This window comes from Micromonospora sp. CCTCC AA 2012012 (assembly GCF_040499845.1).
In the GTDB taxonomy this organism is placed as follows: Bacteria; Actinomycetota; Actinomycetes; order Mycobacteriales; family Micromonosporaceae; genus Micromonospora; species Micromonospora mangrovi.
Genome location: NZ_CP159342.1, coordinates 77879 through 103082 on the forward strand (window position 1 = coordinate 77879; position 25204 = coordinate 103082).

Genomic DNA, 25204 nt, shown 5'->3' on the forward strand with positions numbered 1-25204 from the left:
GCCTGGCCAAGGGACGCCCGGTGCCGTACCGCGCGAACTGCTACGTCATGGAGATCCGGCTTCCGGCCGGCGTCGCGCCGTTCCGGCTGGCCCGTAAGCGTCGCCTCTACGACGAGTACGGCAGTGGCCGTCCGATGCGCTTCATCGATTCGATCATCCCGGCCGGGGTGCGGGAGACGATGTGCATCCAGGTCGCGGCGGCGGACTCGCTCTACGTCACCGATGACTTCCTGGTGACGCACAACACGCTCAACGACGCGTTCATCATCCTGGACGAGGCGCAGAACACGACGCCCGAGCAGATGAAGATGTTCCTCACCCGGCTCGGCTTCAACTCCAAGATCGTGGTGACCGGCGACATCACCCAGGTGGACCTTCCCGGCGGGACGACCAGCGGCCTGCGGGTGGTCCGGGAGATCCTGGCAGGCGTCGAGGACGTGCACTTCGCCCAGCTCTCCAGCTCCGACGTGGTCCGCCACAAGCTGGTGGGGGAGATCGTCGACGCGTACGCCCGCTGGGACGCCGAGCGGGAGAACCAGCAGGCGCAGAGCGTGCACGCCGTACCCGGGCGGACCGCCCAGGGCGGCCGGGCCGGCCGGCGCCGCTAACTCACCAGAGGAAGACAGTTGTCCATCGAGATCGCCAACGAGTCGGGTGTCGAGGTCGACACCGACGCCGTGCTCGCCGTCGCCCGGCACGCCCTCGACGAGATGGGGGTCAACCCCCTCGCCGAGCTCTCCGTGCTGCTGGTCGACGTCGACTACATGACCGAGCTGAACCACCGCTGGATGGGTGGCGACGGCCCGACCGACGTGCTCGCCTTCCCCATGGACGAGGGCAGCGTCGACCACGGCCCGGGCGAGAGCGCCCCGGCCGGCGGTGAGCCGGCGCTGCTCGGCGACATCGTGCTCTGCCCGGAGGTCGCGGCCAAGCAGGCGGCCACCGCCGGTCACTCGCCCGCGGACGAGCTGCACCTGCTCACCGTGCACGGCGTGCTGCACCTGCTCGGCTACGACCACGCCGAGCCGGAGGAGGAGCGCGAGATGTTCGGGCTCCAGGCCCGACTGCTGGCCAGCTGGCGGTCGACCCGGTCCCGGTGATGAGCACCCTGGCGGCCGGCGCCGCCCCGGGCCTGCCCGACGTCCAGCTCGTCGTCTTCGCGGCGGGGCTGGTGGTGCTGGCCGGCCTCATCGCGATGACCGAGGCGGCGCTGGCCGCCGTCTCCCCGGCCCGGGCCGCCGAGCTGGCCCGGGACTCGGCGCGCGGCGCGCGGGCCCTGCAGGCCGTCGCCGGGGACGTGGTCCGCCACCTCAACCTCCTGCTGCTGCTCCGGCTGCTGGCCGAGCTGACCGCCACCACCCTGGTCGCCCTGGTCGCGGTGGACAGCTTCGGCGCCGGCTGGCGGGCCGCGCTGGTCACCGCCGGAGCGATGACCGTGGTCAGCTTCGTGGTGGTCGGTGTCGCACCGCGCACCCTGGGCCGGCAGCACGCGTACGCGGTCGGCCGGGCGGTGGCGCCGCTGGTGCGCTGGCTGGGTCGGGCGCTCAACCCGCTCGCCTCGCTGCTGATCCTGATCGGCAACGCGGTCACCCCGGGGCGCGGCTTCCGGGAGGGGCCGTTCGCCACCCAGGTGGAGCTGCGCGAGCTGGTCGACCTGGCCGAGCAGCGCGGTGTGGTGGAGCACGGCGAGCGGCAGATGATCCATTCGGTCTTCGCCCTCGGTGACACCATCGCCCGTGAGGTGATGGTGCCGCGTACCGAGATGGTGTGGATAGAGGAGGGCAAGACGCTCTCCCAGGCGCTGGCGCTCTTCCTGCGCTCCGGCTTCTCCCGCATCCCGGTGATCGGGGAGAGCGTGGACGACGTGCTGGGCGTGCTCTACCTGAAGGACCTGATCCGGCGTACCCGGGGCGGGGATCCGCGGGCCGAGGAGCTGCCGGTGGCGGAGCTGATGCGCCCGGCGACGTTCGTGCCGGAGTCCAAGCCGGTCGACGACCTGCTCTCGGAGATGCAGGCGGCCCGCAACCACCTGGTCATCGTCGTCGACGAGTACGGCGGCACCGGCGGTCTGGTCACCATCGAGGACATCCTGGAGGAGATCGTCGGCGAGATCACCGACGAGTACGATGTCGAACGCCCGCCGGTCGAACGCCTGGACGACGGGGCCGTACGGGTCACCGCCCGGCTCCCGGTGGAGAATCTGGGCGAGCTCTTCGACACCGAACTCCCTACCGACGAGGTGGAGACGGTCGGCGGTCTGCTCGCCCAGTCCCTCGGTCGGGTGCCGATCCCGGGTGCGGAGGCCGAGGTGGCCGGCCTGCGGCTGATCGCCGAGGGCACCACCGGTCGGCGCAACCGGATCGACACCGTGCTGGTGAGCCGGATCGAGCCGACCGACGGGCAGGACAGTCCGGGGCGCGGCGAGCACGCCGAGTCCCGCAGCAACCAGAACCGATCCGAGGAGAGGCAACCCGCCGATGCCTGAGTCACCCGCCGTACCGGCTGCCCGGCCCACCCCGTCCGATCCGGCGGAGCTGAGCGCCGAGGACGGCAAGCTGGTCATCCTGGCCCGGGGCGCGCGCGGCCGGGTCGGTGCCGTGGAGGGCGCGGCGGTCCGCGACCAGGACGGTCGGACGTACGCCGCGGCCAGCGTGGCGCTGCCCTCGCTCACCCTGACCGCGCTGCAGCTCGCGGTCGCCTCGGCGGTGGCGGCCGGTGCGAGCCGGTTGGAGGCCGCCGTGGTGGTGACCGAGGCGTCGACGCTGGACGGGTCCGGGCACGCCGCGGTCCGTGACCTGGCGCCGGACGCGCCGATCCACGTGGCGGCCCCGGACGGCACGGTCCTCGGCACGGTGGTGGAGTGACCGGGTCCGCGCCGCGTCCGCCGTACCGTGCGGGTTTCGCCTGTTTCGTCGGGCGGCCGAACGCCGGCAAGTCGACGCTCACCAACGCGATCGTCGGTACGAAGATCGCGATCACCTCGAACAAGCCGCAGACCACCCGGCACATCATCCGGGCCGTGCTGCACCGCCCGGACTCGCAGCTCGTCCTCGTCGACACCCCGGGTCTGCACCGGCCCCGGACGCTGCTCGGCGAGCGCCTGAACGACCTGGTCCGCTCCACCTGGAGCGAGGTCGACGTGATCGGCCTCTGCATCCCGGCGGACGAGCCCATCGGCCGGGGTGACCGGTTCATCACCGGCGAGCTGGCCGAGTTGAAGGCCACCGTGCTGGCCGTGGTGACCAAGACCGACCTGGTGGACAAGAAGAAGCTGGCCGAGCAGCTGCTCGCGGTGAGCGAGCTGGGTGAGTTCGCCGCGGTGGTGCCGGTGAGCGCGGTCTCCGGGCACCAGGTGGACACCCTGGTCGACGTGATGACCGGCTATCTGCCCGAGTCGCCGCAGCTCTATCCGGACGACATGCTCACCGAGGAGCCGGAGCAGGTGCTCTGCGCCGAGCTGATCCGGGAGGCGGCCCTGGAGGGGGTCCGCGACGAGCTGCCGCACTCGATCGCCGTGGTGGTCGAGGAGATGATCGCGGAGGGCCAGCTCACCAAGATCTACGCCGACCTCTACGTCGAGCGGCCCAGCCAGAAGGCCATCGTGATCGGGCACCGGGCCAGCCGGCTCAAGGCGGTCGGCACCACCGCCCGCAAGCAGATCGAGGAGCTGCTGGGCACCCGCGTCTATCTGGACCTGCACGTCCGGGTGGCGAAGGACTGGCAGCGGGACCCGAAGCAGTTGCGCAAGCTCGGCTTCTGACGTACCCGACGGCCGCCGGTCCGTCGGTCCGGCGGCCGTCGATGGTCCTGACCGGTCGGGCATATGGGATCTTTCACGTTTGCCCGGGGGCTCTGCTCGTTTGTCGCGGCCGACCCGGAGGGTAGGGGAACTTCGCCCCCGCCCCCGGACCCCGATGCAGGCTGATGCGAAACAGATACCTGGACCTGCTCCGCTTCCTGGCCATCGTGCGAGTCGTCGTCTATCACGTGACGGGCTACGCGGCGCTCACCCTGGTCTTCCCGGCCATGTCGGTGATGTTCGCGCTCGCCGGTTCGCTGATGGCCGCCTCGCTCGACCGGACCGGCCCGTCGGCGGTCGCCCGCCGGCTGCGTCGGCTGCTGCCGTCCCTCTGGGTGGCGGCGGCGGTCTTCGTGCCGGCGATGCTGCTCACCGGGCTGCCGTGGAGCACGAAGGTGCTGCTCTGGCTCTTCCCGGTCGGTGACCCCCCGGCCAACTACTGGGGCGGGTTGGCGCTCAGCCCGATCTGGTACCTGCGGGACTACCTCTGGTTCGTGCTCGCCTCGCCGGTCGCCCTGTGGCTGTTCCGGCGCGCCCCGCTGCCCACCCTGCTCGCCCCGTACGTGCTGCTGCTGGTGATCGAGGTGGGCATCCTGCCGGACGCGCCGACCGTGCTGCGTGAGTTCGGCCTCTATTTCGGCGCCTGGCTGTTCGGTTTCGCCCACCACGACGGTCTGCTGGCCCGGCTCGCCAACCGGGTGCTGGTGCCGGTGGCGGTCGTCCTGGCCGGCGCGGGCATCGGCTGGATCGTCACCCACCCCGGCCCCCGGGGATACGACCTCAACGACATCCACCTCGGCAACGCCCTCTGGTCCGCCGCGTTCATCCTGGTGGTGATCGGCCGGGCGCCGGCCGCCGCCGCCTGGGTGGACCGCAACCGGCTCTTCGGCCGCGCGGTGACCCTGGTGAATCGGCGGGCGCTCACCGTCTACCTGTGGCACATGCCGTTCGTCGTGCTGCTCACCCCGCTGGTCGGCCTGGTCGGCTGGTCCGTACGCGACCCGGTCGGCCTGGCGGTCCGGGTGGTGCTGGTCTTCGCCCTGGTCGGGGTGGTGACGCTGCTGGTGGGCTGGGTGGAGGACCTGGCGGCCCGCCGCCCGCCCGAGCTGCTGCCGGGCGGCCGTCGGCGCGGCCCGGTGCGGCCGCCGGTCGCGGCCCCCGCCAGCCCCGCCCCGGCCGGCGCGGCGACCCGGCTCGTCCCGGTGGGGGCGGGCGCGGCGGCCGGGCGGGCGCGGGTGCCGGCACCCCGCACCGCCGTCGACGAACCGGTGACCGTGGAGATCAACGCTGGGTGAGGGTCACGTTCCCGCTGGCCGCGCTGGCGTCCAGGACCAGCGTCGCGGTGGGGTCGTCCGGCACGCCGAGGTCGGTGTCGCCGGAGCCGGCGTGGGCGCGGACCCGGTACCGGCCGGCCGGCACGGTCAGGTCGACGTTCCCGCTGGCGGCGTGCGCGCGGACGGACGCCGGAGCGGCCAGCTCCACGGTGACGTTGCCAGAGCTGGCCTCGGCGTCGACGGTGCCGGCGAGGCGGCGACCGGTGACGTCACCGGAGGCGGCGCGGAGGCTCGCCGTACCGGCCACGTCGGCGACCTCGATGTTGCCGGAGTCGGTCTCGGCGCGGACGTCGCCGGTCGCCCCGGTCACGGTGAGGTTGCCGGAGTTGAGCTTCAACTCGACCGGCCCGACCCCGGAGAGCTCCACGTCGCCGGAGGCGGCCTCGCCCCGGACGGCCACCCCCGCCGGGGCGGTCACCTCGTAGGAGAGGCTGCACCGGGGACCGCAGTCGGTGTCCAGGACCAGTTCGTCGCCCTTGATCTCGTACCGGGCGGTGGGCTCGTCGCCCTGGTAGCGCACGGTGCGCTTGATCCGTACCTGGGCGGCGGTGCCGGCGGCCCGGACCACCACGTCCCCGGCGCCGGGACGGACGCTGATCCGGGTGATCTTCACCGCCTCGGTGTTGTCGAAGTCGAGCCGGCGGAACGAGAGGGTGTCACACCCGGAGAGCAGGATCAGGGTCGCCGCGGCGGCGGCCGTCCAGCGCGGAACGGGGGTCCGGTGCAGAGCCATGGCAGCACGCTACGACCGGACCGGGCGCCGGCACATCCGGGTCCGACCGCCGGTCCACCCCGAACCGACCCTGAGATCGCACCCCGAGGGAGAATGACCGGATGGCCGGTTACCGCCGACAGCTCTACCGCGACGACGCGGTGGTGCTGCGTGTGCAGAAGCTCGGCGAGTCCGACCGGATCATCACGCTGCTCACCCGCCGGCACGGGCGGCTGCGCGCGGTCGCCCGGGGCGTACGCCGCACCACCAGCAAGTTCGGCGCCCGGCTGGAGCCGTTCGGGCACGTGGACGTCCAGCTCGCCGGTGACCCGAAGGGCAACCACGGCAGTTCGCTGCACAGCATCAGCCAGGTCGAGGGGATCGACCTCTACGGCAAACGCTTCCTCGGCGACTATCCCCGCTACACGGCGGCCAGCGCGATCGCCGAGACCGCCGAACGGCTCACCCCGGTCGAACGGGAGCCGTCGCTGCGGCTGTTCCAGCTCACCCTCGGCGCGCTGAAGTCGCTGTCCCGCGGCGATCACGCCACCACGCTGGTGCTCGACGCCTACCTGCTGCGCGGGATGGCCTTCGCCGGCTGGGCGCCGGCCCTGACCGCCTGCGCGGTCTGCGGCACGCCGGGGCGGCACCGGGCGTTCTCCGTACCGGCCGGGGGAGCGGTCTGCCCGGACTGCCGGCCGCCCGGCGCGGCGCACCCCGCACCGGCCACCATCGACCTGATGTCCGCGCTGACCACCGGCGACTGGGTGCTCGCCGACGCCACCGAGGCCGGCGTACGTCGGGAGTGCAGCGGCCTGGTCGCGGCGCACCTGCAGTGGCACCTGGAGCGCGCGTTACGCTCGCTGCCGCTGGTCGACCGGGGGGCGACCGGCGCGGTCCCGTCGCCACCGGGCGCAGGCGGACCGGGCACGGCCGGTGTGAACAGGGAGAAGACCGAGTGATCCGATCGATGAGGGCCGGCCGGCGTGAGCCGGTGCCGCCGACTGCGCACCCGTCGGGTGCCCGGCCCCCGGCGCTGCCCGCCGAGGCGCTGCCGAAGCACATCGCCGTGGTGATGGACGGCAACGGCCGGTGGGCCAAGGAGCGCGGCCTGCCCCGCACCAAGGGTCACGAGCAGGGCGAGCAGAGCCTCTTCGACACCATCGAGGGCGCCATCGAGCTGGGCGTGCCCTACCTCTCGGCGTACGCGTTCTCCACCGAGAACTGGCGGCGCTCGCCGGACGAGGTCCGCTTCCTGATGGGCTTCAACCGGGACGTGATCCGTCGTCGCCGCGACCAGCTCGTGGAGCTGGGCGTCCGGGTGGTCTGGTCGGGGCGGGCCGGCCGGCTGTGGAAGAGCGTCATCTCCGAGCTGCAGACCGCGGAGGAGATGTCCCGGGGCAACTCGACGCTGACCCTCCAGTTCTGCGTCAACTACGGCGGCCACGCGGAGATCGCCGACGCCGCCGCCGCGATCGCCCGCGACGTGGCGGCCGGCAAGCTGCACCCGGACAAGGTCACCGAGAAGACGATCCAGAAATACCTCTACCACCCGGAGATCCCCGAGGTGGACCTCTTCCTGCGCCCCTCCGGGGAGCAGCGCACCTCCAACTTCCTGCTCTGGCAGAGCGCGTACGCCGAGCTGGTCTTCCTGGACACCCTCTGGCCGGACTTCGACCGCCGCCACCTGTGGTACGCGTGCGAGCTCTACGCCCAGCGGGACCGCCGCTTCGGTGGCGCGCTGCCGAATCCGGTCGCCCCCGTGCTGTAGAGGTCACGCTTACCGACGCGGTGAGCGGGGTACCGATACGACCAGCAGCCAACAGCGGAGGTGAACCCACATGATTCAGAAGCGGATTGCCCAGTGGGCGGTCATGGCGGTCGCAGTGCCGCTGGCCGCGGCCGGTGCTCGCCGGCTCAGCACGACCCTCGAGGCCCGGCGCGGTCCGTCCGGGGTGAGCCGACTGCTCACCAAGGGCGCCGACATGCTCCGGCCGCAGAAGGCGAAGCGCAAGCGTCGCTTCTTCTGACCGACTCCCGTCAGCGCCGTCACCCTCCCGGGTGGCGGCGCTGACGCGTGTCGCGCTGCGGCTTTCCGGCCGGGCGCCGGGCCGGCCGCGCGTAGGATCGGCGCAGGGCGCGCCGCCCGGACGCGCCCGCCACGGGGGTGGGCAGATGCGGGATCTCCGGTTCAAAATGATCATGGCGCTGAACGCGGCCGACCTGGGCAGTCCGCTCTGCGAGCAGGTCGCCGAGATCTGCGCCGAGATCGCCGAGCAGCACTGCGCCGAGTTCGGGCACACCCCGACCGCCCGCTCCGGCGAGATCGCCGAGCTGGCCACCGGCGAGACGGCGCTGAGCTGGGCACCCACCGAGACCGGGCAGCGTGCCTGGTGACCGCGCTGGCACCCACGCCGGCCGTGGACGTCCGCCGGGCCGCCGACCGGTTCGCCACCCGGCTGTCCTGGCTGGACTCGAAGCACTCGTTCTCGTTCTCCCGGCACTACGACCCGGCCAACACCCACCACGGCCTGCTGCTGGTCAACAACGACGACGTGGTGCACCCGGGCACCGGCTTCGAGACGCACCCGCACGAGGACATGGAGATCGTCACCTGGGTGCTGCGCGGCTCGCTGGTGCACCAGGACTCCACCGGCCACTCCGGGGTCATCTATCCCGGCCTGGCCCAGCGGATGAGCGCCGGCACCGGCATCCTGCACTCGGAGAAGAACGACTCCTGGCGGCTCGACGACAGCGCGCCGCACAGCGAGCCGGTGCACTTCGTGCAGATGTGGGTGCTGCCGGACACCGAGGGCGTCGGCCCCGGCTACGAGCAGCTCGAGATCGGCGACGAGCTGCTGCGCGGCGGCCTGGTCCCGGTGGCGTCCGGCATGGACCGGTACGCCGACGCGTCCGCCATCCGGATCCGTAACCGCTATGCCACCCTGCACGCCGCCCGGCTCGCCCCCGGCGACGAGGTGCACCTGCCGGACGCCCCGTTCCTGCACCTCTACGTGCCGAGCGGGGCGGTGACCCTGGAGGGCGCCGGCCGGCTCGGCGAGGGCGACGCCGCCCGGATCACCATGGCCGGCGGGCAGCGGGTGGCCGCCGCCGAGCCGGCGGAGATCCTGGTCTGGGAGATGCACGCCACCCTCGGCTGAGCCTCACGCCTGCACTTCGGCCCGGTCACCGGCCCAGACGGTGTGGAACGAGCCGTCCCGGTCCACCCGGCGGTAGGTGTGCGCGCCGAAGTTGTCCCGCAGCCCCTGGATCAGCGCGGCCGGCAGCCGCTGGGCGCGCAGCCCGTCGAAGTAGGCCAGCGACGACGAGAACGCCGGGGTCGGCACGCCCGCCCGGGCCGCGTCGGCCACCACCCGCCGCCACCCCGGCACCCCCGCGCCGACCCGGTCGGCGAACCACGGGGCCACCAGCAGCGTCGCCAGCTCCGGCTCCGCGTCGTACGCCTCGCGGATGCGGTCCAGGAAGCGGGCCCGGATGATGCAGCCGCCCCGCCAGATGGTGGCGGTGCCGCCGAGGTCGATGTCCCAGTCGTACTCCCGGCTGCCGGCGCGGATGTGGTCGAAGCCCTGCGCGTACGCGACGATCTTGCTGGCCAGCAGCGCGCGCCGGACGTCCTCGACGAACGTCTCCCGGTCGTCCACCTGCCACTTCTCACCGGCGTCCGGGAAGGCCCGCCGGGCGGCTTCGCGCTGGTCGGCGTGGCCCGACAGTGACCGGGCGAAGGTCGCCTCGGCGATGCCGGTGATCGGGATGCCCAGGTCGAGGGCGCTCTGCACGGTCCAGCGGCCGGTGCCCTTCTGCTCGGCCTGGTCGAGCACCACGTCGACGAAGGGCCGGCCGGTCGCGGCGTCGGTGTGCGCCAGCACGTCGGCGGTGATCTCGATCAGGAACGACTCCAGCTCGCCGCCGTTCCACTCCCGGAAGATCTCCGCGATCTCCGCCGGGCTGGCCGACAGCCCGGCCCGCAGCAGGTCGTACGCCTCGGCGATGAGCTGCATGTCGGCGTACTCGATGCCGTTGTGCACCATCTTTACGAAGTGGCCGGCCCCGTCCGGGCCGATGTGCCGGCAGCACGGGGTGCCGTCGACCTGTGCGGCGATCTTCTCGAAGATCGGCCCCAGCTTCCGGTACGACTCGGCGGAGCCGCCCGGCATGATGCTCGGGCCGCGCAGCGCCCCCTCCTCGCCGCCGGAGACGCCGGTGCCGACGAAGTGCAGCCCGTGCCCGCGCAGCGCCTCCTCCCGGCGGCGGGTGTCGGCGAAGTGCGCGTTGCCGCAGTCGACGACGATGTCCCCCTCCTCCAGCAGCGGGACCAGCTCGTCGATCACCGCGTCGGTGGGGGCGCCGGCCTTGACCATGACGATCACGGCGCGGGGCCGCTCCAGCGAGCCGACGAAGTCCGCCAGGGACTCCGCGGGCACGAAGGTGCCCTCGTCGCCGTGTTCGGCGACCAGGCTGCGGGTGCGTTCGGGCGAACGGTTGTGCACCGCCACGGTGAAGCCGTTGCGGGCCAGGTTCCGGGCCAGGTTGCGGCCCATCACCGCCAGCCCGGTCACGCCGATCTGCGCGCTCGCCCGCTCTGCCATCCGTACCGCCACCTCTCGTCGGACTGCCGTGCTGCGACCGTATCGCGGTCGGCGGCGGCCCGGGCCGGGTCGTCGACGGTCGGTGCGGGCGCGGTGGCGCTCGGTCGACGGCCCTCGCCCGTCGGCCGTCGGTGGTCAGCCCTCGGCGAGGCGGGCCTCGACGTGGGCGACCTTGGCGGTCAGCGCGTCGGTGACGCCCGGGCGGAGGTCCGCCTTCAACACCAGACTGACCCGGGGCGCCTCGGCGGCGACCACGTCGACCGCCCGCTTCACCACCGCCATCACCTCGTCCCACTCGCCCTCCACGGTGGTGAACATGGCGTCGGTACGGTTCGGCAGCCCGGACTCGCGGACCACCCGGACGGCGTCGGCGACCAGGTCGCCCACGGACTCACCCACGCCGAGCGGGGTGATCGAGAATGCGATCAGCATGCCGCCGATCGTGCCAGTAATTCGGGTGCGGGTCGGCCCGGCGGTCGGTTAGCGTGCCGGTATGCGTAACTGACGCCCCATCGTCGAGCCTGCTCCGCCGCCGTCCGGCCGCCGAGCTGTCCGCTCCCGGGCGTCCGCCTCCTCCACCGCCACGGTTCGTGGCCCTCGTCGTGGTGGGACCCGTCGCCCGGACGGACCCGTTTCCCGTGCTCGTCCGGCCGGACCCTGTCGTCGCGGTCGGAACCCAGTGACCGGCCCCGTGGGCCGGTCCCGCACCGCCGACTCCGCCCGTCCGGCGCGACGGACGGTCGTCGGTGAGAAGGAGGTAGTGGATGCCCGCCAAGCGCAGTCCGAAGAAGTCCCGTAAGCCGTCCGGGGAGCCGTCCCTGGTGGACCTGACCCCACCCGATCTCGACACGATCGCGGTGGCCCCGGCGGCACCGGTCGCCCTGCCGGCGGAGTCGCCGGCCCCACCGAAGGCCGGCCCGCCGCCCGGTCGGGACGCCCGGTTCGCCGGCCGCTCCCAGCAGGCGGGCCAGGCCCGCCGGTACGCCTTCCGCCGCAGCTGACCCGGCCCGGGTGGTTGTCGTCGCCCCGCCGACGGCAACCACCCCGGCCAGGCCCCGTGGCGGCGACGTGGAGTCGACCGGGGACCGGTCGGTCAGCCGGTCAGCGGGCGGAAGGTGCCCAGCAGGACGCTGACCGTGAGCGCCGCGCCGGCCAGCGCCGCCGCCCCGGCGATCAGCAGGGCGTCGGCCCGGGTGAAGTCCTGCCGCCGGGCGACCGTACGCGGGGTGCCGGCGTCGAACCCGCGGGCGTCCATCGCCACGGCCAGCCGGGTACCCCGCCGGATCGCCCCCACCAGCAGCGCGAACGCCGTCGAGGCGAACAGCCGTAGCTTCGACAGCGGGTTCCGGCCGGCGTCCACGCCCCGGGCCCGGCGGGCCATGCTGATCATCTGCCATTCCTGCTCCAGCAACGGCACCAGCCGGAACGCGGCCAGCGCGCCGATGGCGAACCGGGCCGGTGCCTTCGCGTTCTGCACCAGCGCGTCGGCCAGGTCGGTCGGGTCGGTGGTGGCGAAGACGATGATCCCGGGCAGCGCCACGGCGAGCAGCCGGAGCACCAGGCCGAGGGCGGTGAGCAGCACCCCCGAGGTGACCACCAGCGGCCCGACGTCCAGCAGCACCGGGCCGGACCGGTCGGCGGCGAAGAGCACCAGGGTGACCAGGATGCCGCCGGCGCTGGCCAGCAGCGGCCACGCCCGTCGGGCGAGCACCCGGTAGCGGATGCCGAAGAGCGGCAGCACGGCCAGCTCGACGGCCAGCGCCAGCGCGGGGGCCACCGGGTCCAGGGTGGCGATCAGGGTGAACGAGAAGACCAGCGCGGCCGCCAGCTTCGCCACCGGGTTGCGCCGGGCCAGCGGCGCCCCGGGCGCGGCCACCGACCCCACGTCGATCACGACCGCTCCCGGGTGACGGTGCGGTCGGGGTTGGTGCGGGGTGCGGCGGTGGTCGTCATCGGTGTTCCAGGGTGACGGTGCGGTCGGGGTTGGTTCGGGGTGCGGCGGTGGTCGTCATCGGTGTTCCAGGGTGACGGTGCGGTCGGGGTTGGTGCCGGGTGCGGCGGTGGTCGTCATCGGTGTTCCAGGGTGACGGTGCGGTCGGCGAGGGCGGCGACGAAGTCGGGGTCGTGGGTGACCGCGACGACGCCGTGCCCGGCGTCGCGCAGTTCGGCGAAGAGGTCGACCAGTTCGCGCCAGGTCCGCCGGTCCTGTCCGAAGGTCGGTTCGTCGCAGATCAGCAGGCGCGGCGCGGTGGCCAGGGCGGTCGCCACGCTCAGCCGCCGCGCCTCGCCGCCGGAGAGGGTGTACGGGTTCGCCCCGGCCAGCTTCGCCAGCCGGAGCCGCTCCAGCAGGGCGTCCACAGTGGTCCTGACCGTCGTTTCGGGTCGGCCGGTCCGGCGGGGACCGAGGGCCAGCTCGTCGAAGACGGTACCGGTGACGAACTGGTGTTCCGGGTCCTGGAAGACCGAGCCGATCCGCCGGGCCAGCGCGGGTGCCCGCCAGCGGTGCGGGGGAGTGCGGGCGTCCCGGCCGGCGAGGGTGGGGGTGGCGGTGGCCGTACCGGTGCCGGGGCGGAGCAGGCCGCCCAGGAGCAGCGCGAGGGTGGACTTGCCGGCGCCGTTCGGGCCGAGCACGGCGAGCGCCTCGCCGGCGCGTACGGAAAGGTCGGTCTCGGCCAGCCGGGGTGGCAGGCCGAGCCGCTCGGCGGTGATCAGCGGCTCCCCGGCCGGCGCGGTCGCGTGCCGGGGCGGCACGGTCCGGCCCGGCACCCAGACCCCTTCGGCGGCGAGCGCGTCGCCGTGTGCGGCGAAGACGGCGGCCGGCGGCCCGTCGGCCCGGACCCCGCCACCGGGCTCCAGGACGATCACCCGGTCCACCAGCGGCAACGCCTCGGCGACCCGGTGCTCCACCAGGATCAGCGTGGTGTCGGCGTCGACGGCGTCCGCGACGGCCCGCCGGATCAGCGTCGCGCCGGCCGGGTCGAGGTTGGCGGTCGGCTCGTCGAGCAGCAGCAGCGTCGGCCGCAGCGCCAGTGCCCCGGCGAGGGCGAGCCGCTGCTGTTCCCCGCCGGAGAGGGCGGCGGTGGGCCGGTCCCGGTGGTACGGGAAGCCGACCCGGTGCAGCGCCTCGTCCACCCGGGGCCAGATCTCCCCGGCCGGTACGCCCCGGTTCTCCAGCCCGAACGCGACGTCGTCGCCGCTGCGGGCCATCACCAGTTGGCTCTCCGGGTCCTGGAAGACGATGCCGACCTGTTCGCGGGCCTTGCGTGGGTCGAGCCCGTCGATCTCGACGGTGCCCTCCTGCGCACCGGAGTCCTCCGGCAGCAGCCCGGCGAGGGCGGCCAGCAGCGTGCTCTTACCCGCCCCCGACGCCCCCAGCAGCAGCACCCGCTCCCCGCGCTCCACGCGCAGGTCGACCCCCCGCAGCGCCCAGGCCCGCCGCCCCGCGTGCCGCCACCCGAACCCCCGCACCACCACCGCGCTCACCGCGCACCTCCCGCCTCAGCCTCGGTGATCAAGAGGTTTGCGTCAGGAGAACCCGCTCAGCTGACGCAAACCTCTTGATCAACTCAGGGTGTGGGGGTCAGACCAGGGTGCGGTCGCGGGCGGCGGGGAAGCGGTCGAGGGCGCCGGTGCGGGCCAGGGCGTTGGCCAGGAGCCAGGAGCCGGCGCCGGCGATGATCGTGGCGCTGACGATCGTCAGGAGGGCGTAGGGGATGCGGTAGCTGGTCAGGTCGTAGCCGCCGTTCCAGACGAAGAAGTCGAAGAGCGCGGCGCTCAGGCCGGTCAGCGCGCCGGCGAGCAGCGCGGTGGGCAGCCGGAACGACCGGTAGCGGAAGGCGGCGAAGGCCAGCTCGGCGCCGAGGCCCTGGACGATGCCCTGCGGGATGACGGTGCCCGCCCACTGGCTGCCCAGCAGTGCGGAGACGACCGCCGCGACGGTCTCGCAGTACAGCGCCGCACCGGGCTTGCGGATGATCAGGCCGCCCAGCACGGCCGGCATCAGCCACACGCCGTAAAGCAGGGTCTGCGCGGGCGGGAAGAAGGTGAAGGCGCCCTCGGTGGCGCTCCAGACCAGGCCCCAGGCCCAGAAGATGACGCCGAAGGCGACCGCGATCACCGAGGCGACCACGATGTCGATGGTGCGCCAGCGGTTGCTGTCCGTGTGGTTCATGAATGCTCCCAGTTCACTGGAACGAACCAGGAGAAGACGCACGCCGCGCCCGGTTGTCACCGGACCACGGCGCGGCTGGAGGTCGACCGAACTCCCTGCGCTGGCATTACCCAGATCAGGTTCGAGGGTCTGCGGGCGGTGCCCGCACTCTCAGCGCTGTGCGCTCCCCTGTCGGATATGAAGTTGTCTCGGCTGACGCTAGCACCGACCTGCGTCGACGGCCCAGCAGGGCGGTCGGTGGGTAGGGTGGCGATCATGCGGGTCGAGGCGCGGGGTCTGACGTTCGAGGTGCACACCGGCGGCCCGCAGGACGGCACACCCGTCCTGCTGCTGCACGGCTTCCCCCAGCACAGCGGGGAGTGGGACGACGTGGTGCCCGCGCTGCACGCCGCCGGGCTGCGCACGTACGCGCTGGACCAGCGGGGCTACTCGCCGGAGGCGCGGCCGACGGACGTCGGGGCGTACCGGATCCCGGAGCTGGTGGACGACGCGGCGGAAGTGCTCGACGCGCTCGGCGTCGCGCCGGCGCACGTGGTCGGGCACGACTGGGGCGCGGTCGTGGCGTGGGGGCTCGCCGGGGCGCGGCCGGAGCTGGTCCGCAGCCTCACCGCGGTCTCGGTGCCGCACCCGACGGCGATGGCGGACGCGCTGGCCACCGACTTCGGGCAGCGGGCCCGGTCGACCTACATGGCGCTGTTCCGCAGACGTCACCTCGCGGAGCGGGTGCTGCTCGCGTTCGACGCGGCCGTGCTGCGCCGGATGCTCTCCGACGTGGGCGACGCGGCCCGGGTGGCCCGCTACGCCGACCCGCTGCGGCAGCCGGGCGCGTTGACCGCCGCGTTGAACTGGTACCGGGCGATGTCCGGAGCGGACATGAAGGCCATCCCCCCGGTGCAGGTGCCGACCACCTTCGTCTGGAGCGACCGGGACGTCGCCATCGGCCGCACCGCCGCGCAGGCGTGCGCCCGGCACGTGACCGGCGACTTCCGCTTCGTCGTGCTCCCCTGCGTCAGCCACTGGATCCCCGACACGGCCCCCGGCCCGCTGGCCGAGGCGATCCTCGCCCGGGCCGCCGGGTGACCGCGGCGTCCGCGCCGGCCCGGCCGCACACCCGCGCGTCGCTCGCCGCCCAGCTCCACGACCTCGGCGTACGCCCCGGCGGGGTGCTCCTCGTGCACGCGGGGCTGCGCCGCCTCGGGTTCATCTGCGGCGGTCCCGAGGCGGTGGTGGGCGCGCTGCGTGACGTGCTCGGGCCGGAGGGCACCCTCGTCGTGCCCACCCACACGCCGGAGAACAGTGACCCGGCCGGCTGGGTCAACCCGCCGGTGCCGGCGGACTGGTGGCCGGTGATCCGGGCGGAGCTGCCGGGCTTCGACCCGGCGCTGACCCCGAGCCGGTTCATGGGGGCGCTGGCCGAGCAGGTCCGTACCTGGCCCGGCGCGCTGCGCAGCGACCACCCGCAGGTCTCCTTCGCCGCAGCCGGCCCGGCCGCCGCCCGGATCGTCGCCGACCACTCCCGGGCCGACATGCTCGGTGAGCGCTCGCCGCTGGCCCGGCTGCACGACCTCGACGCCGACGTGCTGCTGCTCGGCGTCGACCACGGATCGAACACCTCGCTGCACCTGGCCGAGTACCGCCGGCCCGGAGCGCCGAGGACGCGGCTGGCGGCCGCCGTGCGGACCGGCGACGGCGGCCGCGAGTGGGTGTGGTGGGACGACGTGGACCTGGACGAGAGCGACTTCGGGCAGCTGGGCCGTGACCTGGAGGAGACCGGGGCGGTCCGGGTGGGGCCGGTCGGTGACGGGACGGGCCGGTTGATGAACCAGCGCGCGGCGGTCGGCTTCGCGGTGGAGTGGCTGGCCCGGACCCGACGGACGGAGGAAGCATGACGGTGAGCGCCGAGGCGTACCTGGCGACGGTGACCGCGACGATGGCCCGGGTGGCCGCCGGGCAGCGGGAGGCGGTCGGTCGGGCCGCCGACCTGATCGCCGAGGCGTTGCGGGCGGACGGGGTGATCCACGCGTTCGGCACCGGGCACTCCGAGGCGCTCGCGATGGAGATCGCCGGTCGGGCCGGTGGGTTGGTGCCCACCAACCGGATCGCGCTGCGCGACCTGGTGCTGCACGGCGGCGAGCCGGCGAGCATCCTCGGGCCGCACCTGGAGCGCGACCCGGCGGTGGCGCACCGGCTCTACGAGTTGGCCCCGGTCAGCCCGCGGGACATCTTCGTGCTCGCCTCCAACTCCGGCGTCAACGGGGCGATGGTGGAGTTCGCGGCGCTGGTGAAGCAGTGGGGGCACGCCCTGGTGGCGATCACCTCGGCCGCGCACTCCGGCCGGATGACGTCCCGCCACCCGTCGGGGCGCAAGCTCGCCGACTTCGCCGACGTGGTGCTCGACAACGGCGCCCCGTACGGCGACGCGACCCTGCCACTGCCCGACGGCGGCGCGGTCGGCGCGGTCTCCTCGATCACCGCCGCCCTGCTGGCCCAGCAGGTCGTGGCGGAGGTGTGCGCCCGGCTGCTGGCGGCGGGGGAGCGGCCGCCGGTCTATCTGTCCGCCAACATCACCGGCGGCGACGAGCACAACGCCGAGTTGGAGGCCCGGTACGCCGGCCGGATCCGCCGGGGTTCCTGAGGTCGGGTCGCGTTTCGCCGCGCTCGCGCCCGGGCACTGGCGTTGCTGCCGACGGGGTGCTCCCCGCCGGCAGTAGCGTCTTCCGTGGAGGTAGCCGAGTGTCCAAGGAAACCGAGAAGCAGCGCTGGCAGCGCAACTTCGCCGACCTGCTGCAGGAGCTGCGGGTGGCGCAGACGGGTGTGCAGATCCTCTTCGCCTTCCTGCTGACCCTGCCCTTCAGCAACGGTTTCACCCGGACCAGTGGCTTCCAGAAGGACGTCTACATCGTCGCGTTGCTCTCCGCCGCCGCGTCCGCCGCGATGATCATCTCGCCGGTCGCCTTCCACCGGGCGCTGTTCCGGCAGGGCCGCAAGCCGGAGCTGGTCCGGTTCGCCCACCGGATGGCCAGCGGCGGCTTGGCCTTCATGCTGATCTCGATGGTCAGCGCGGTGCTGCTGGTCACCGACTTCGTGCTGCACCGCTCGACCGCCCTGATCCTCAGCGCGGTCACCGCGCTCTGGTTCCTCACCTTCTGGATGTTCCTGCCGTTCGTCCGGCGCGGCTGGGGCGACGACGACATCGACGACGATGACGACGACCCGCAGGTGCTCTCCGGCGACTGACCCTCGCGACGAACGGGCCGGCCCGCCAAATCGGACGTGCAGCGGACGCTACCCCTGGGTAACACCCGGGGGTAGCGTCGTTTTCGTCGAGCACGTCGACGCAGCCGGACCGAGGTTCGAGGAGGCAGCCGTGACCACGACACAGAACAGCCGACCGGACGGACCGCAGGGCGCCGGTGGCCCCACCGGCCGGACGATGCCGAGGGACGACCCGGACCGCGGGCCGACGGACGAGGCGGTCGCGACCGCTGCCGCGATCGACGATGCGGGCGGTGCCGCGCCGCTGCCCGCCGAGGCCGGTCAGGTCTCCGAGAAGGAGGCGCGGCAGGTCGCCGAGGCGGCCCGCGAGTCCGTCTGGGACCGGCCCAGCTTCGGCAAGGAACTCTTCCTCGGCCGGTTCCGGCTCGACCTGATCGACCCGTGGCCCCGCACCGACCCGGGTGGCGCGGCGCGCGCCGAGGAGTTCCTCGCCGAATTTGGGGCGTACCTGGACGCCGAGGTGGACGGCGCGGCGATCGAGCGAGACGCGGCCATCCCGGACGAGGTGTTCCGGGGACTGGCCCGCCGGGGCGCCTTCGGCATGAAGATCGACCGGAAGTACGGCGGGTTGGGGCTGAGCAACCTGCACTACTGCCGGGCCCTGATGCGGGCCGGTTCGGTGAGCCCGGCGATCGGCGCGCTGCTCTCGGCGCACCAGTCGATCGGCGTGCCACAGCCGCTGAAGATGTTCGGCACCCCGGAGCAGAAGCAGCAGTTCCTGCCCCGGCTCGCCGCCGGTGAGGTCTCCGCCTTCCTGCTCACCGAGCCGGACGTCGGCTCCGACCCGGCCCGGCTGGCGACCACCGCCGAACCGACCTCCGACGGCACCGGCTACCGGCTCAACGGGGTGAAGCTCTGGGCCACCAACGGCACCGTCGCCACCCTGCTGGTGGTGATGGCCCGGGTGCCCGCCGCCGAGGGCCGGCGCGGCGGGATCACCGCCTTCGTGGTCGAGGGCGACAGCGAGGGCATCACCGTCGAGCGGCGGAACTCCTTCATCGGCCTGCGCGGTCTGGAGAACAGCCTGACCCGCTTCCACGACGTCTTCGTGCCGAAGGAGAACGTCATCGGCGGCGAGGGCAAGGGCCTGAAGATCGCACTGACCACGTTGAACACCGGGCGGCTCTCGCTGCCGGCGATGTGCGTCGGGGCGGGCAAGTGGGCGCTGAACGTGGCCCGGGAGTGGGCCGCCGACCGGGTCCAGTGGGGTCGGCCGGTCGGTGAGCACGAGGCGGTGGCCAAGAAACTGGCCTTCATGGCGGCCACCACGTACGGCATGGAGTCCATGCTGGACCTGTGCTGTCTGCTCGCCGACGACGACCGCAACGACATCCGGATCGAGGCGGCGCTGGTGAAGCTCTACGCCAGCGAGATGGCCTGGAAGATCGCCGACGAGCTGGTCCAGATCCGTGGCGGACGCGGCTACGAGACGGCCGACTCGCTGGCCGCCCGGGGTGAGCGTCCGGCCGCCGTCGAGCAGCTCCTGCGGGACCTGCGGATCAACCGGATCTTCGAGGGCTCCACCGAGATCATGCACCTGCTGATCGCCCGTGAGGCGGTCGACGCCCACCTCTCGGTGGCCGGCGACATCATCGACCCGGACGCCGGCCTCGGCCGCAAGGCGAAGGCGGGCGCGAAGGCCGGCGCCTTCTACGCGAAGTGGCTGCCCACCCTCGCCGTCGGCAAGGGCCAGGCGCCCGGCGCGTACGCCGACTTCGGCCCGCTCGCCGGTCACCTGCGGCACGTCGAGCGGACCAGCCGCAAGCTGGCCCGGTCCACCTTCTACGCGATGTCCCGCTGGCAGGGGAAGATGGAGCGCAAGCAGGCGTTCCTGGGCCGGGTGGTGGACATCGGCGCGGAGCTGTTCGCGATGTCCGCGGTCTGCGTCCGGGCCACCGCCGAGCGGGCCGAGCACCCGGAGAACGTCGAGCTGGCCGACCTGTTCTGCCGGCAGGCCCGGCTGCGGATCGACGAGCTGTTCACCGGCCTCTGGTCGAACACCGACGACCTCGACGTGACGGCGGCGAAGCGCATCCTCGCCGGCCGGTACGCCTCATTGGAGGAGGGGATCGCCACCCCGCCGGCCGACGCCCCCTGGGTGGCCCGCTGGACCCCCGGCCCGTCCACCGCCGAGGACGTCCGCCGCCGCATCCCGCCCGTGGGGTGAGCCGGCGCGGCGGCACAGCATCGGTCAGCGGGCTGGCCGGGTCGAGCCGGGCCGACCCCCCGAGGAGGCACGGGTGGGGCGGTGAGCGACGCGCCGTCCGGCAGCGGTCACCACGGCGAGCGATATGACGGAGAGGCATATTCATGTCTCTCCGTCATATCGCTCGTGGGCGAACATGCTCCGGGAGCCGGGAGCCGGGAGCCGGGAGCCGGGAGCCGGGAGCCGGGAGCCGGGAGCCGGGAGCCGGGAGCCGGGAGCCGGGAGCCGGGAGCCGGGAGCCGGCGCTCAGCGGGCGACGGCCCAGGCGATCACGGCGGCCAGGATGAGGCCGTTCAGCCCGGCCAGCACCAGGTACGCCGCCGGCGGGATCTTGCGACCCTTGCGGACGAAGCTCACCAGGACACCCGCGTAGACCAGCAGCAGCACGGCGACGACGATCAGGAAGTAGAGCACCCGGACACCCTACCGACCGGGCTTGAGGCCGAGTCCGCGCAGCTCCAGCGCGGCGAGCGCGTCGACGGTCGCGTCGTCGCCGCGCCGCCACGCCTCGGCCACGTCGGGGGCGATCCGGGCCAGCCGGCCGAGCGGCTGACCGGCGAGCGCGCGCAGCGCCAGCAGGTCCCGCCCGGCGGGGGCGGTGGCGAGCGCCTTCGCCGCGCCGGCCCGGCGCATCCAGCGGATCCGCAGCGGCAGCCAGCCGAAGAGCACCAGCCCGAGCGGGAAGACCAGCACCGCGATGCTCAGCGCGAGGGCCAGTTGGCCGACCAGCTCCTGCTGGTCGCGGCCCGCCTCGGCCATCGCCCGGGCGGCGTCGGCGGCCTTGGTGAAGGGGGCGGTCAGCTCGTCGCCGACCAGCGGCACCCGGCCGACCTTGCCGCCGGCGTCGGCCAGGTTGTCGGCGAGGCCGCCGCCGGCCCCCTCCAGCTTCTTCCCGGGTACGGCGAGCTTCTCGACCAGGTCGTGCAGCCAGAGCGCGAAGCGGATCGCCGCGTACACCCAGACGACGACGAGCAGGTCGGTGAGGAGCTGGCGGAGGGCGGTGGGAAAACGGTCGGCGTAGATCTTCACGCCGGACAGCGTGCCACGCCCCGGCCGCCCGGGCACGGGTCGGAATTGTCAGCCGGCGCAGGCCGGGCAGGTGCCGAAGATCTCCAGGGTGTGGCTGACGTCGGCGTAGCCGTGCTGGGCGGCGACCCGTTCGGCCCAGCTCTCCACGGCCGGCCCGGCCACCTCGACGGTCCGCCCGCAGGCCCGGCAGACCAGGTGGTGGTGGTGGCCCTCGCTGCACCGCCGGTAGAGGTGCTCGCCGCCGGGCGGGCGCATCACGTCGATGTCGCCGGCGTCGGCGAGCCCCTGCAACGTCCGGTAGACGGTGGTCAGGCCGACCCGTTCACCCCGCTGGCGCAGCATGGCGTGCAGCTCCTGGGCGCTGTGGAAGCCCTCCACCTCGGCCAGCAGGCTGCTCACCGCCGTCCGCTGGCGGGTGTTGCGCAAGGTGCTCTCGCTCACGGCCCCTCCCCGGCGTGGCTGACCGCGTCGGCGACGATGTGCGCGACGTGCTCGTCGACCAGCGCGTACGCGATCTCCCGGCCGCGCCGGTTGCCGCGCACCACCCCCGCGCCGCGCAGCACCCGCAGGTGCTGCGAGACCAGCGGCTGCGGCGCGCCCAGCTTCTCGACCAGCTCGTGCACGCACCGATCACCCTGCGCCAGCTCGCTCACGATCGCCAGTCGGATCGGCGCCGACAGGGCGCGCAGCAGGTCACCCGCGCCCTCGAAGGCGTCGTACCCGTTCGTGCCGGTCACTCCGCAACGGTAACCAATGCCGACCGGACCCTCCGGCGCAGCCTCATCCGAGCACGACTTCGTGCTCGTGCGGCTCGACCACCGGCGCACCGGCCGGCGGCCGGGACCGGCGGCGCGCCGCCCGCCAGGCCGCCGCGCCGAGCGCGACCACCAGGAACGAGGCGATCGCGAGCAGCACCACCGAGGCCCCGGGCGCGGTGTCGGCGCTGGCCGCGACCGAGATGCCCGCCCCGGCGGCGAAGAGGCCCAGCGCCATCGCGGCCGCCATGGTGCTGCGGAAGCCCCGGGTGACCTGCTGCGCGGTGGCCACCGGCACCACCATCAGCGCGCTGATCAGCAGCACCCCGACGGCCCGCATGGCGATGGTCACGGTGACCGCGGTGGTCACCGCGAGCAGCAGGTTGAGCGCCCGGACGGGCAGACCGGAGACCCGGGCGTACTCCTCGTCGTGGCAGACCGCGAAGAGCGCCGGGCGCAGCGCCAGCATGGTCACCACGATCACCACGCCGAGCACACCGATGGTGACCAGGTCGGCCGGCGACGTCGTGGTCAGCGACCCGAAGAGGTACGAGTTGAGCGACGCGCTGCTGGCGTCGGAGAGGCCGACCAGCATCACGCCCCCGGCGATGCCGCCGTAGAAGAGCAGGGCCAGGGCCAGGTCCCCGGAGGTACGCCCGCGGGCCCGGACCAGCTCGATGACGATCGCGCCGAGCGTCGCCGCGAGCACCGCCACCAGCACGGGGGAGCGGTTGAGCAGCAGCCCCGCGCCGACACCGGTCAGCGCCACGTGCCCGATCCCGTCGCCGATCAGCGCCAGCCGGCGCTGCACGAGATAGATCCCGAGCGCCGGTGCGGCGAGCCCGATGACCAGCGCGCCGACCAGGGCGCGCAGCATGAAGTCGTACTGGAAGAGGTCCATGTCAGATGCTCCACAGCCCGGCGGGCTCCTCGTCGCAGTGCGGGTGCACGTGGTCGTGGCCCGGCTCCGCGTGGTGCCCGGCCGGCTCCGGCACCGGGCCGTCGTGGCAGATGCCGCCCTGGTGGACGACGACCGCGCGGCTGATCAGCGGGCGCAGCGGCCCCAGCTCGTGGGCGACCAGCAGCACCGTCCCGCCGCCGGCCAGGAAACCGCGCAGCGCGCCGGCGAACGCCTCCTGGCTGACCGCGTCGACCCCGGCGGTCGGCTCGTCCAGCACCAGCAGCTCCGGCTCGCCGGCGAGCGCCCGGGCGATCAGGGTCCGCTGCTGCTGCCCGCCGGAGAGGGTGGCGACCGGATCGCCGGCCCGGTCGCTCAGCCCGACGGCGGCCAGCGCGGCGGCGACCTGCTCCCGGTCGGCGCGCCCCGAGGGACGCAGGATGCCCCGACGGGCCAGCCGCCCGGACGCCACCACCTCACCCACCGTGGCCGGTACGCCGCTGCCGGCGCCGAGCCGCTGCGGGACGTACCCGATGCGGTGCCAGTGCCGGAAGCGGCGCTGCGGGGTGCCGAAGAGGGTGACCGAGCCGGCGCCGAGCGGGACCAGCCCGAGCACGGCGCGGATCAGGGTGGACTTGCCGGAGCCGTTGGCGCCCAGCACGGCGACCACCTCGCCGGCGGTGACGGTCAGTGAGACGTCCCGCAGCACGGGTCGCCCGTCATAGCCGACGGCGGCGTGGTCGACCTGGATCACGGGTGCGTTCATGAGCAGTCCAACGCGGTTCGCAGGGTCTGGAGATTGGTCCGCATGGCCGACAGGTAGTCCCCGTCGGCGGGCGGCCCCTCGATCGGGTCGAGCACGGCGGTCCGCGCCCCGACCTCCCGGGCGACGGTCTCGGCGACCTTCGGGCTGACCAGCCGCTCGAAGAAGACGGTGGTGGCGCCGTGCTCGCGGGCTTCCTTCGCCACCTCGGCGAGGCGTCCCGCCGGGGCCTCGGTGTCGGGGGTGAGCCCGGTGATGCCGACCTGTTCGAGCCGGTAGCGGGCGGCCAGGTAGCCGAACGCGGTGTGGCTGACCACGATCTCCCGGCGCTGGCAGTTCGTCAGGCCGGTGGCGTACTCCCGGTCGAGGGTGCCCAGGTCGGCGCGGAAGGCCGCGGCCCGGGCGGTGAAGTCGGCGGCCCGGTCCGGGTCGAGCCGGCCGAGCCGCTCGGCGAGCCGGTCACCGACGGTGGCCAGCCGGGTGGGGTCGAGCCAGAGGTGCGGGTCCTTGCCGCCGTGCTCCTCCGCGTGCCCGGCCTCGCCCTCGTGGTCGTGCCCGCCGGCCGCCGCGTCGAGCAGCGGCGCGACGGTGGCCACGTCGAGGGCCCGGTCCCCGGCGTTCTGGGCGACCGCCTCGTCGACCGCGGGCTGGAAGCCCTTGAGGTAGAGGACCAGTTCCGCGTCGACGACCTGCCCGACCTGGCGGGGGTGCAGCTCCAGGTCGTGCGGCTCGGCGCCCGGCTTGGCCAGGCCGGTGACCCGGACCGCGTCCCCGCCGATCCGCTCGGCGAGGAACTGCAGCGGGTAGAAGGCGGCCACCACGTCGACCCGGTCCGGGTCGGCGTCGGCTCCGGCGTCACCGCAGGCGGCGACGCCGCCCAGCGCGAGCAGGGCGGTGGCGGCGGCGGCCAGGGCACGGGAGCGGACGGTCATGTCCCCACTCTCCGCGATAACGAAATTGATTGTCAAAAACGCATGCTTGCATGTGTGGGTGCGGCCGGCCGCGCGTGGGTCAGGAGAGCTTGGCCAGGGCGAACGCGATCAACACGGTGAGCATGACCAGGCGGATCACCCGGGTGGCGGGGGACTGCACCGGCCAGGTGGTGGCCAGCAGCCACACCAGCCCCGCGGCCAGCACCAGCAGCAGCACGCCACCCACGGGGCCGGGCGCGAAGAACGCCACCAGCACCAGGACCAGGGTGGCCAGGAAGACCGTCGTCGGATTGACCCGGGCCAGCCGGGCCAGCAGGGGGCGCTGCGTACGCTGCATCCCACAGACTCTACGAGGAGGACGCGGTGCTGGTCACCAACCGGTTCGTGGTGGACGCGGAGGCCGTCGCGGCCTTCACCGAGCGGGCCCACGCCGCCCTCGCGGCGCTCGCCGCCCGCCCCGGCTACCTGCGCGGGGAACTGCTGCGGGCGCTCGACGACCCGACCCACTGGTGCCTGGTCACCGAGTGGGAGTCCGTCGGGACCTATCGGCGGGCGCTCGGCGGCTTCGACGTCAAGGTGCACGCCACCCCGCTGCTCGCCGAGTCGATCGACGAACCCTCCGCGTACGAGACGCTCGCCAGCGCCGCGCCGGAGGGCGAGATCGTCATCGTCGCCAGTGATCGGGCCGCTGCTCCTTTCCGCTGAGCCCACGGGCACTACCC

At 73.7% G+C, this 25204-nt stretch carries 31 protein-coding genes, 1 pseudogene and 1 riboswitch; of the genes and pseudogenes, 18 read left to right on the plus strand and 14 right to left on the minus strand.

Annotated features, from left to right (window positions below; all coding sequences use genetic code 11):
* Window positions 1-242 precede the first annotated feature (242 nt).
* The 6 genes and pseudogenes from ABUL08_RS00360 to ABUL08_RS00385 all read left to right on the plus strand — a co-directional run.
* Window positions 243-608: pseudogene (locus ABUL08_RS00360) on the plus strand (PhoH family protein); the annotation flags it as partial.
* 18 nt (window positions 609-626) lie between these two features.
* Entirely contained in the window at window positions 627-1100 is a 474-nt protein-coding gene (gene ybeY, locus ABUL08_RS00365) for an rRNA maturation RNase YbeY (protein WP_350933599.1), read from the plus strand.
* Entirely contained in the window at window positions 1076-2485 is a 1410-nt protein-coding gene (locus ABUL08_RS00370) for a hemolysin family protein (RefSeq protein ID WP_350938410.1), read from the plus strand. The genes ybeY and ABUL08_RS00370 overlap by 25 nt, the downstream gene beginning before the upstream one ends.
* The gene (locus ABUL08_RS00375; protein WP_350933600.1) at window positions 2478-2864 is read left to right on the plus strand and encodes a cytidine deaminase; all 387 of its coding nucleotides are present in this window, start codon (window positions 2478-2480) and stop codon (window positions 2862-2864) included. The genes ABUL08_RS00370 and ABUL08_RS00375 overlap by 8 nt, the downstream gene beginning before the upstream one ends.
* Window positions 2861-3760 carry a GTPase Era gene (gene era / locus ABUL08_RS00380; protein WP_350933601.1) on the plus strand — a complete coding sequence of 300 codons (900 nt, stop codon included), beginning with the start codon at window positions 2861-2863 and terminating at the stop codon, window positions 3758-3760. The genes ABUL08_RS00375 and era overlap by 4 nt, the downstream gene beginning before the upstream one ends.
* Window positions 3761-3924: 164 nt before the next feature.
* Entirely contained in the window at window positions 3925-5094 is a 1170-nt protein-coding gene (locus tag ABUL08_RS00385) for an acyltransferase family protein (RefSeq protein WP_350933602.1), read from the plus strand.
* Here ABUL08_RS00385 and ABUL08_RS00390 read toward each other — a convergent pair.
* The gene (locus tag ABUL08_RS00390; RefSeq protein ID WP_350933603.1) at window positions 5081-5866 is read right to left on the minus strand and encodes a DUF4097 family beta strand repeat-containing protein; all 786 of its coding nucleotides are present in this window, start codon (window positions 5864-5866) and stop codon (window positions 5081-5083) included. The two genes, ABUL08_RS00385 and ABUL08_RS00390, sit on opposite strands and share 14 nt — an antisense overlap.
* A 101-nt stretch (window positions 5867-5967) precedes the next feature.
* On the opposite strand from ABUL08_RS00390, the gene recO reads away from it, so the two are divergent.
* The 5 genes from recO (at window position 5968) to ABUL08_RS00415 (ending at window position 9006) form a co-directional block, all read left to right on the plus strand.
* Complete coding sequence (recO, locus tag ABUL08_RS00395) at window positions 5968-6807, plus strand: DNA repair protein RecO (RefSeq protein ID WP_350933604.1); 840 nt, start codon at window positions 5968-5970, stop codon at window positions 6805-6807.
* Window positions 6808-6815: 8 nt separating this feature from the next.
* Complete coding sequence (locus ABUL08_RS00400) at window positions 6816-7616, plus strand: isoprenyl transferase (RefSeq protein ID WP_350938412.1); 801 nt, start codon at window positions 6816-6818, stop codon at window positions 7614-7616.
* Between the two features lie 70 nt (window positions 7617-7686).
* Complete coding sequence (locus ABUL08_RS00405) at window positions 7687-7875, plus strand: hypothetical protein (protein WP_242793625.1); 189 nt, start codon at window positions 7687-7689, stop codon at window positions 7873-7875.
* A gap of 145 nt (window positions 7876-8020) precedes the next feature.
* A complete protein-coding gene (locus tag ABUL08_RS00410; RefSeq protein ID WP_350933605.1) occupies window positions 8021-8242 on the plus strand; it encodes a thioredoxin reductase in 222 nt (73 codons plus the stop codon).
* Window positions 8239-9006 (plus strand): pirin family protein, encoded by a 768-nt coding sequence (locus tag ABUL08_RS00415; protein ID WP_350933606.1) that lies wholly within the window; start codon window positions 8239-8241, stop codon window positions 9004-9006. The genes ABUL08_RS00410 and ABUL08_RS00415 overlap by 4 nt, the downstream gene beginning before the upstream one ends.
* A gap of 3 nt (window positions 9007-9009) precedes the next feature.
* Here ABUL08_RS00415 and gndA read toward each other — a convergent pair whose 3' ends face one another.
* On the minus strand, window positions 9010-10452 hold the full coding sequence (gene gndA, locus ABUL08_RS00420; RefSeq protein ID WP_350933607.1) for an NADP-dependent phosphogluconate dehydrogenase: 1443 nt from the start codon (window positions 10450-10452) through the stop codon (window positions 9010-9012).
* Window positions 10453-10587: 135 nt separating this feature from the next.
* A complete protein-coding gene (locus ABUL08_RS00425) occupies window positions 10588-10884 on the minus strand; it encodes an MTH1187 family thiamine-binding protein (RefSeq protein WP_350933608.1) in 297 nt (98 codons plus the stop codon).
* A gap of 332 nt (window positions 10885-11216) precedes the next feature.
* Between ABUL08_RS00425 and ABUL08_RS00430 the strand changes: the two genes are divergently transcribed.
* The gene (locus tag ABUL08_RS00430; RefSeq protein ID WP_350933609.1) at window positions 11217-11453 is read left to right on the plus strand and encodes a hypothetical protein; all 237 of its coding nucleotides are present in this window, start codon (window positions 11217-11219) and stop codon (window positions 11451-11453) included.
* A gap of 92 nt (window positions 11454-11545) precedes the next feature.
* Here the strand turns inward: ABUL08_RS00430 and ABUL08_RS00435 are convergent, their stop codons facing one another.
* The 3 genes from ABUL08_RS00435 to ABUL08_RS00445 all read right to left on the minus strand — a co-directional run bounded on the left by ABUL08_RS00435 (window position 11546) and on the right by ABUL08_RS00445 (window position 14623).
* Window positions 11546-12346 carry an energy-coupling factor transporter transmembrane component T family protein gene (locus tag ABUL08_RS00435; RefSeq protein ID WP_350933610.1) on the minus strand — a complete coding sequence of 267 codons (801 nt, stop codon included), beginning with the start codon at window positions 12344-12346 and terminating at the stop codon, window positions 11546-11548.
* 173 nt (window positions 12347-12519) lie between these two features.
* Window positions 12520-13935, minus strand: coding sequence for an ABC transporter ATP-binding protein (locus ABUL08_RS00440; protein WP_350933611.1), 1416 nt, complete (start codon window positions 13933-13935; stop codon window positions 12520-12522).
* Window positions 13936-14032: 97 nt separating this feature from the next.
* A complete protein-coding gene (locus ABUL08_RS00445) occupies window positions 14033-14623 on the minus strand; it encodes an ECF transporter S component (RefSeq protein WP_350933612.1) in 591 nt (196 codons plus the stop codon).
* 74 nt (window positions 14624-14697) lie between these two features.
* Window positions 14698-14803: riboswitch (TPP riboswitch) on the minus strand.
* A 75-nt stretch (window positions 14804-14878) separates the two neighbouring features.
* Here ABUL08_RS00445 and ABUL08_RS00450 point away from each other — a divergent pair.
* From ABUL08_RS00450 to ABUL08_RS00470, 5 genes are all read left to right on the plus strand, one after another.
* Window positions 14879-15703, plus strand: a complete 825-nt coding sequence (locus ABUL08_RS00450; RefSeq protein ID WP_350933613.1) for an alpha/beta fold hydrolase — start codon at window positions 14879-14881, stop codon at window positions 15701-15703.
* On the plus strand, window positions 15700-16512 hold the full coding sequence (locus ABUL08_RS00455; RefSeq protein WP_350933614.1) for an AAC(3) family N-acetyltransferase: 813 nt from the start codon (window positions 15700-15702) through the stop codon (window positions 16510-16512). Before ABUL08_RS00450 ends, ABUL08_RS00455 begins: the two co-directional genes overlap by 4 nt.
* Window positions 16509-17258 (plus strand): SIS domain-containing protein, encoded by a 750-nt coding sequence (locus ABUL08_RS00460; protein WP_350933615.1) that lies wholly within the window; start codon window positions 16509-16511, stop codon window positions 17256-17258. Before ABUL08_RS00455 ends, ABUL08_RS00460 begins: the two co-directional genes overlap by 4 nt.
* Before the next feature lie 98 nt (window positions 17259-17356).
* Complete coding sequence (locus ABUL08_RS00465; RefSeq protein WP_350933616.1) at window positions 17357-17860, plus strand: DUF6328 family protein; 504 nt, start codon at window positions 17357-17359, stop codon at window positions 17858-17860.
* A 130-nt stretch (window positions 17861-17990) separates the two neighbouring features.
* Window positions 17991-20066, plus strand: a complete 2076-nt coding sequence (locus ABUL08_RS00470; protein ID WP_350933618.1) for an acyl-CoA dehydrogenase family protein — start codon at window positions 17991-17993, stop codon at window positions 20064-20066.
* A gap of 285 nt (window positions 20067-20351) precedes the next feature.
* Here ABUL08_RS00470 and ABUL08_RS00475 read toward each other — a convergent pair whose 3' ends face one another.
* The 8 genes from ABUL08_RS00475 to ABUL08_RS00510 all read right to left on the minus strand — a co-directional run bounded on the left by ABUL08_RS00475 (window position 20352) and on the right by ABUL08_RS00510 (window position 24819).
* A complete protein-coding gene (locus tag ABUL08_RS00475) occupies window positions 20352-20519 on the minus strand; it encodes a hypothetical protein (protein WP_242793577.1) in 168 nt (55 codons plus the stop codon).
* Window positions 20520-20528: 9 nt separating this feature from the next.
* Complete coding sequence (locus tag ABUL08_RS00480; protein WP_350933619.1) at window positions 20529-21134, minus strand: hypothetical protein; 606 nt, start codon at window positions 21132-21134, stop codon at window positions 20529-20531.
* A 48-nt stretch (window positions 21135-21182) separates the two neighbouring features.
* Window positions 21183-21575 carry a Fur family transcriptional regulator gene (locus tag ABUL08_RS00485; protein ID WP_350933620.1) on the minus strand — a complete coding sequence of 131 codons (393 nt, stop codon included), beginning with the start codon at window positions 21573-21575 and terminating at the stop codon, window positions 21183-21185.
* Window positions 21572-21871, minus strand: coding sequence for an ArsR/SmtB family transcription factor (locus ABUL08_RS00490; protein ID WP_350933621.1), 300 nt, complete (start codon window positions 21869-21871; stop codon window positions 21572-21574). The genes ABUL08_RS00485 and ABUL08_RS00490 overlap by 4 nt, the downstream gene beginning before the upstream one ends.
* 43 nt (window positions 21872-21914) lie before the next feature.
* Window positions 21915-22790 (minus strand): metal ABC transporter permease, encoded by an 876-nt coding sequence (locus ABUL08_RS00495; protein ID WP_350933622.1) that lies wholly within the window; start codon window positions 22788-22790, stop codon window positions 21915-21917.
* A gap of 1 nt (window position 22791) precedes the next feature.
* Window positions 22792-23553, minus strand: a complete 762-nt coding sequence (locus ABUL08_RS00500; protein WP_350933623.1) for a metal ABC transporter ATP-binding protein — start codon at window positions 23551-23553, stop codon at window positions 22792-22794.
* Window positions 23550-24482: a metal ABC transporter substrate-binding protein gene (locus ABUL08_RS00505; protein ID WP_350933624.1), complete on the minus strand. Its 933-nt coding sequence runs from the start codon at window positions 24480-24482 to the stop codon at window positions 23550-23552. The genes ABUL08_RS00500 and ABUL08_RS00505 overlap by 4 nt, the downstream gene beginning before the upstream one ends.
* A gap of 79 nt (window positions 24483-24561) precedes the next feature.
* Window positions 24562-24819 carry a DUF6703 family protein gene (locus ABUL08_RS00510; RefSeq protein WP_350933625.1) on the minus strand — a complete coding sequence of 86 codons (258 nt, stop codon included), beginning with the start codon at window positions 24817-24819 and terminating at the stop codon, window positions 24562-24564.
* A 26-nt stretch (window positions 24820-24845) separates the two neighbouring features.
* On the opposite strand from ABUL08_RS00510, the gene ABUL08_RS00515 reads away from it, so the two are divergent.
* Window positions 24846-25187, plus strand: coding sequence for an antibiotic biosynthesis monooxygenase family protein (locus ABUL08_RS00515; protein ID WP_350933626.1), 342 nt, complete (start codon window positions 24846-24848; stop codon window positions 25185-25187).
* Window positions 25188-25204 lie beyond the last annotated feature (17 nt).

Excerpts from the sequence above, each read along its gene's own strand:
- ABUL08_RS00375 (WP_350933600.1), top strand. The coding sequence starts at position 2,478 with ATGCCTGAGTCACCCGCCGTACCGGCTGCCCGGCCCACCCCGTCCGAT.
- ABUL08_RS00385 (WP_350933602.1), top strand. The coding sequence starts at position 3,925 with ATGCGAAACAGATACCTGGACCTGCTCCGCTTCCTGGCCATCGTGCGA.
- ABUL08_RS00390 (WP_350933603.1), bottom strand. The coding sequence starts at position 5,866 with ATGGCTCTGCACCGGACCCCCGTTCCGCGCTGGACGGCCGCCGCCGCG.
- recO (WP_350933604.1), top strand. The coding sequence starts at position 5,968 with ATGGCCGGTTACCGCCGACAGCTCTACCGCGACGACGCGGTGGTGCTG.
- ABUL08_RS00400 (WP_350938412.1), top strand. The coding sequence starts at position 6,816 with ATGAGGGCCGGCCGGCGTGAGCCGGTGCCGCCGACTGCGCACCCGTCG.
- ABUL08_RS00405 (WP_242793625.1), top strand. The coding sequence starts at position 7,687 with ATGATTCAGAAGCGGATTGCCCAGTGGGCGGTCATGGCGGTCGCAGTG.
- ABUL08_RS00410 (WP_350933605.1), top strand. The coding sequence starts at position 8,021 with ATGCGGGATCTCCGGTTCAAAATGATCATGGCGCTGAACGCGGCCGAC.
- gndA (WP_350933607.1), bottom strand. The coding sequence starts at position 10,452 with ATGGCAGAGCGGGCGAGCGCGCAGATCGGCGTGACCGGGCTGGCGGTG.
- ABUL08_RS00425 (WP_350933608.1), bottom strand. The coding sequence starts at position 10,884 with ATGCTGATCGCATTCTCGATCACCCCGCTCGGCGTGGGTGAGTCCGTG.
- ABUL08_RS00430 (WP_350933609.1), top strand. The coding sequence starts at position 11,217 with ATGCCCGCCAAGCGCAGTCCGAAGAAGTCCCGTAAGCCGTCCGGGGAG.
- ABUL08_RS00445 (WP_350933612.1), bottom strand. The coding sequence starts at position 14,623 with ATGAACCACACGGACAGCAACCGCTGGCGCACCATCGACATCGTGGTC.
- ABUL08_RS00450 (WP_350933613.1), top strand. The coding sequence starts at position 14,879 with ATGCGGGTCGAGGCGCGGGGTCTGACGTTCGAGGTGCACACCGGCGGC.
- ABUL08_RS00460 (WP_350933615.1), top strand. The coding sequence starts at position 16,509 with ATGACGGTGAGCGCCGAGGCGTACCTGGCGACGGTGACCGCGACGATG.
- ABUL08_RS00495 (WP_350933622.1), bottom strand. The coding sequence starts at position 22,790 with ATGGACCTCTTCCAGTACGACTTCATGCTGCGCGCCCTGGTCGGCGCG.
- ABUL08_RS00500 (WP_350933623.1), bottom strand. The coding sequence starts at position 23,553 with ATGAACGCACCCGTGATCCAGGTCGACCACGCCGCCGTCGGCTATGAC.
- ABUL08_RS00505 (WP_350933624.1), bottom strand. The coding sequence starts at position 24,482 with ATGACCGTCCGCTCCCGTGCCCTGGCCGCCGCCGCCACCGCCCTGCTC.
- ABUL08_RS00510 (WP_350933625.1), bottom strand. The coding sequence starts at position 24,819 with ATGCAGCGTACGCAGCGCCCCCTGCTGGCCCGGCTGGCCCGGGTCAAT.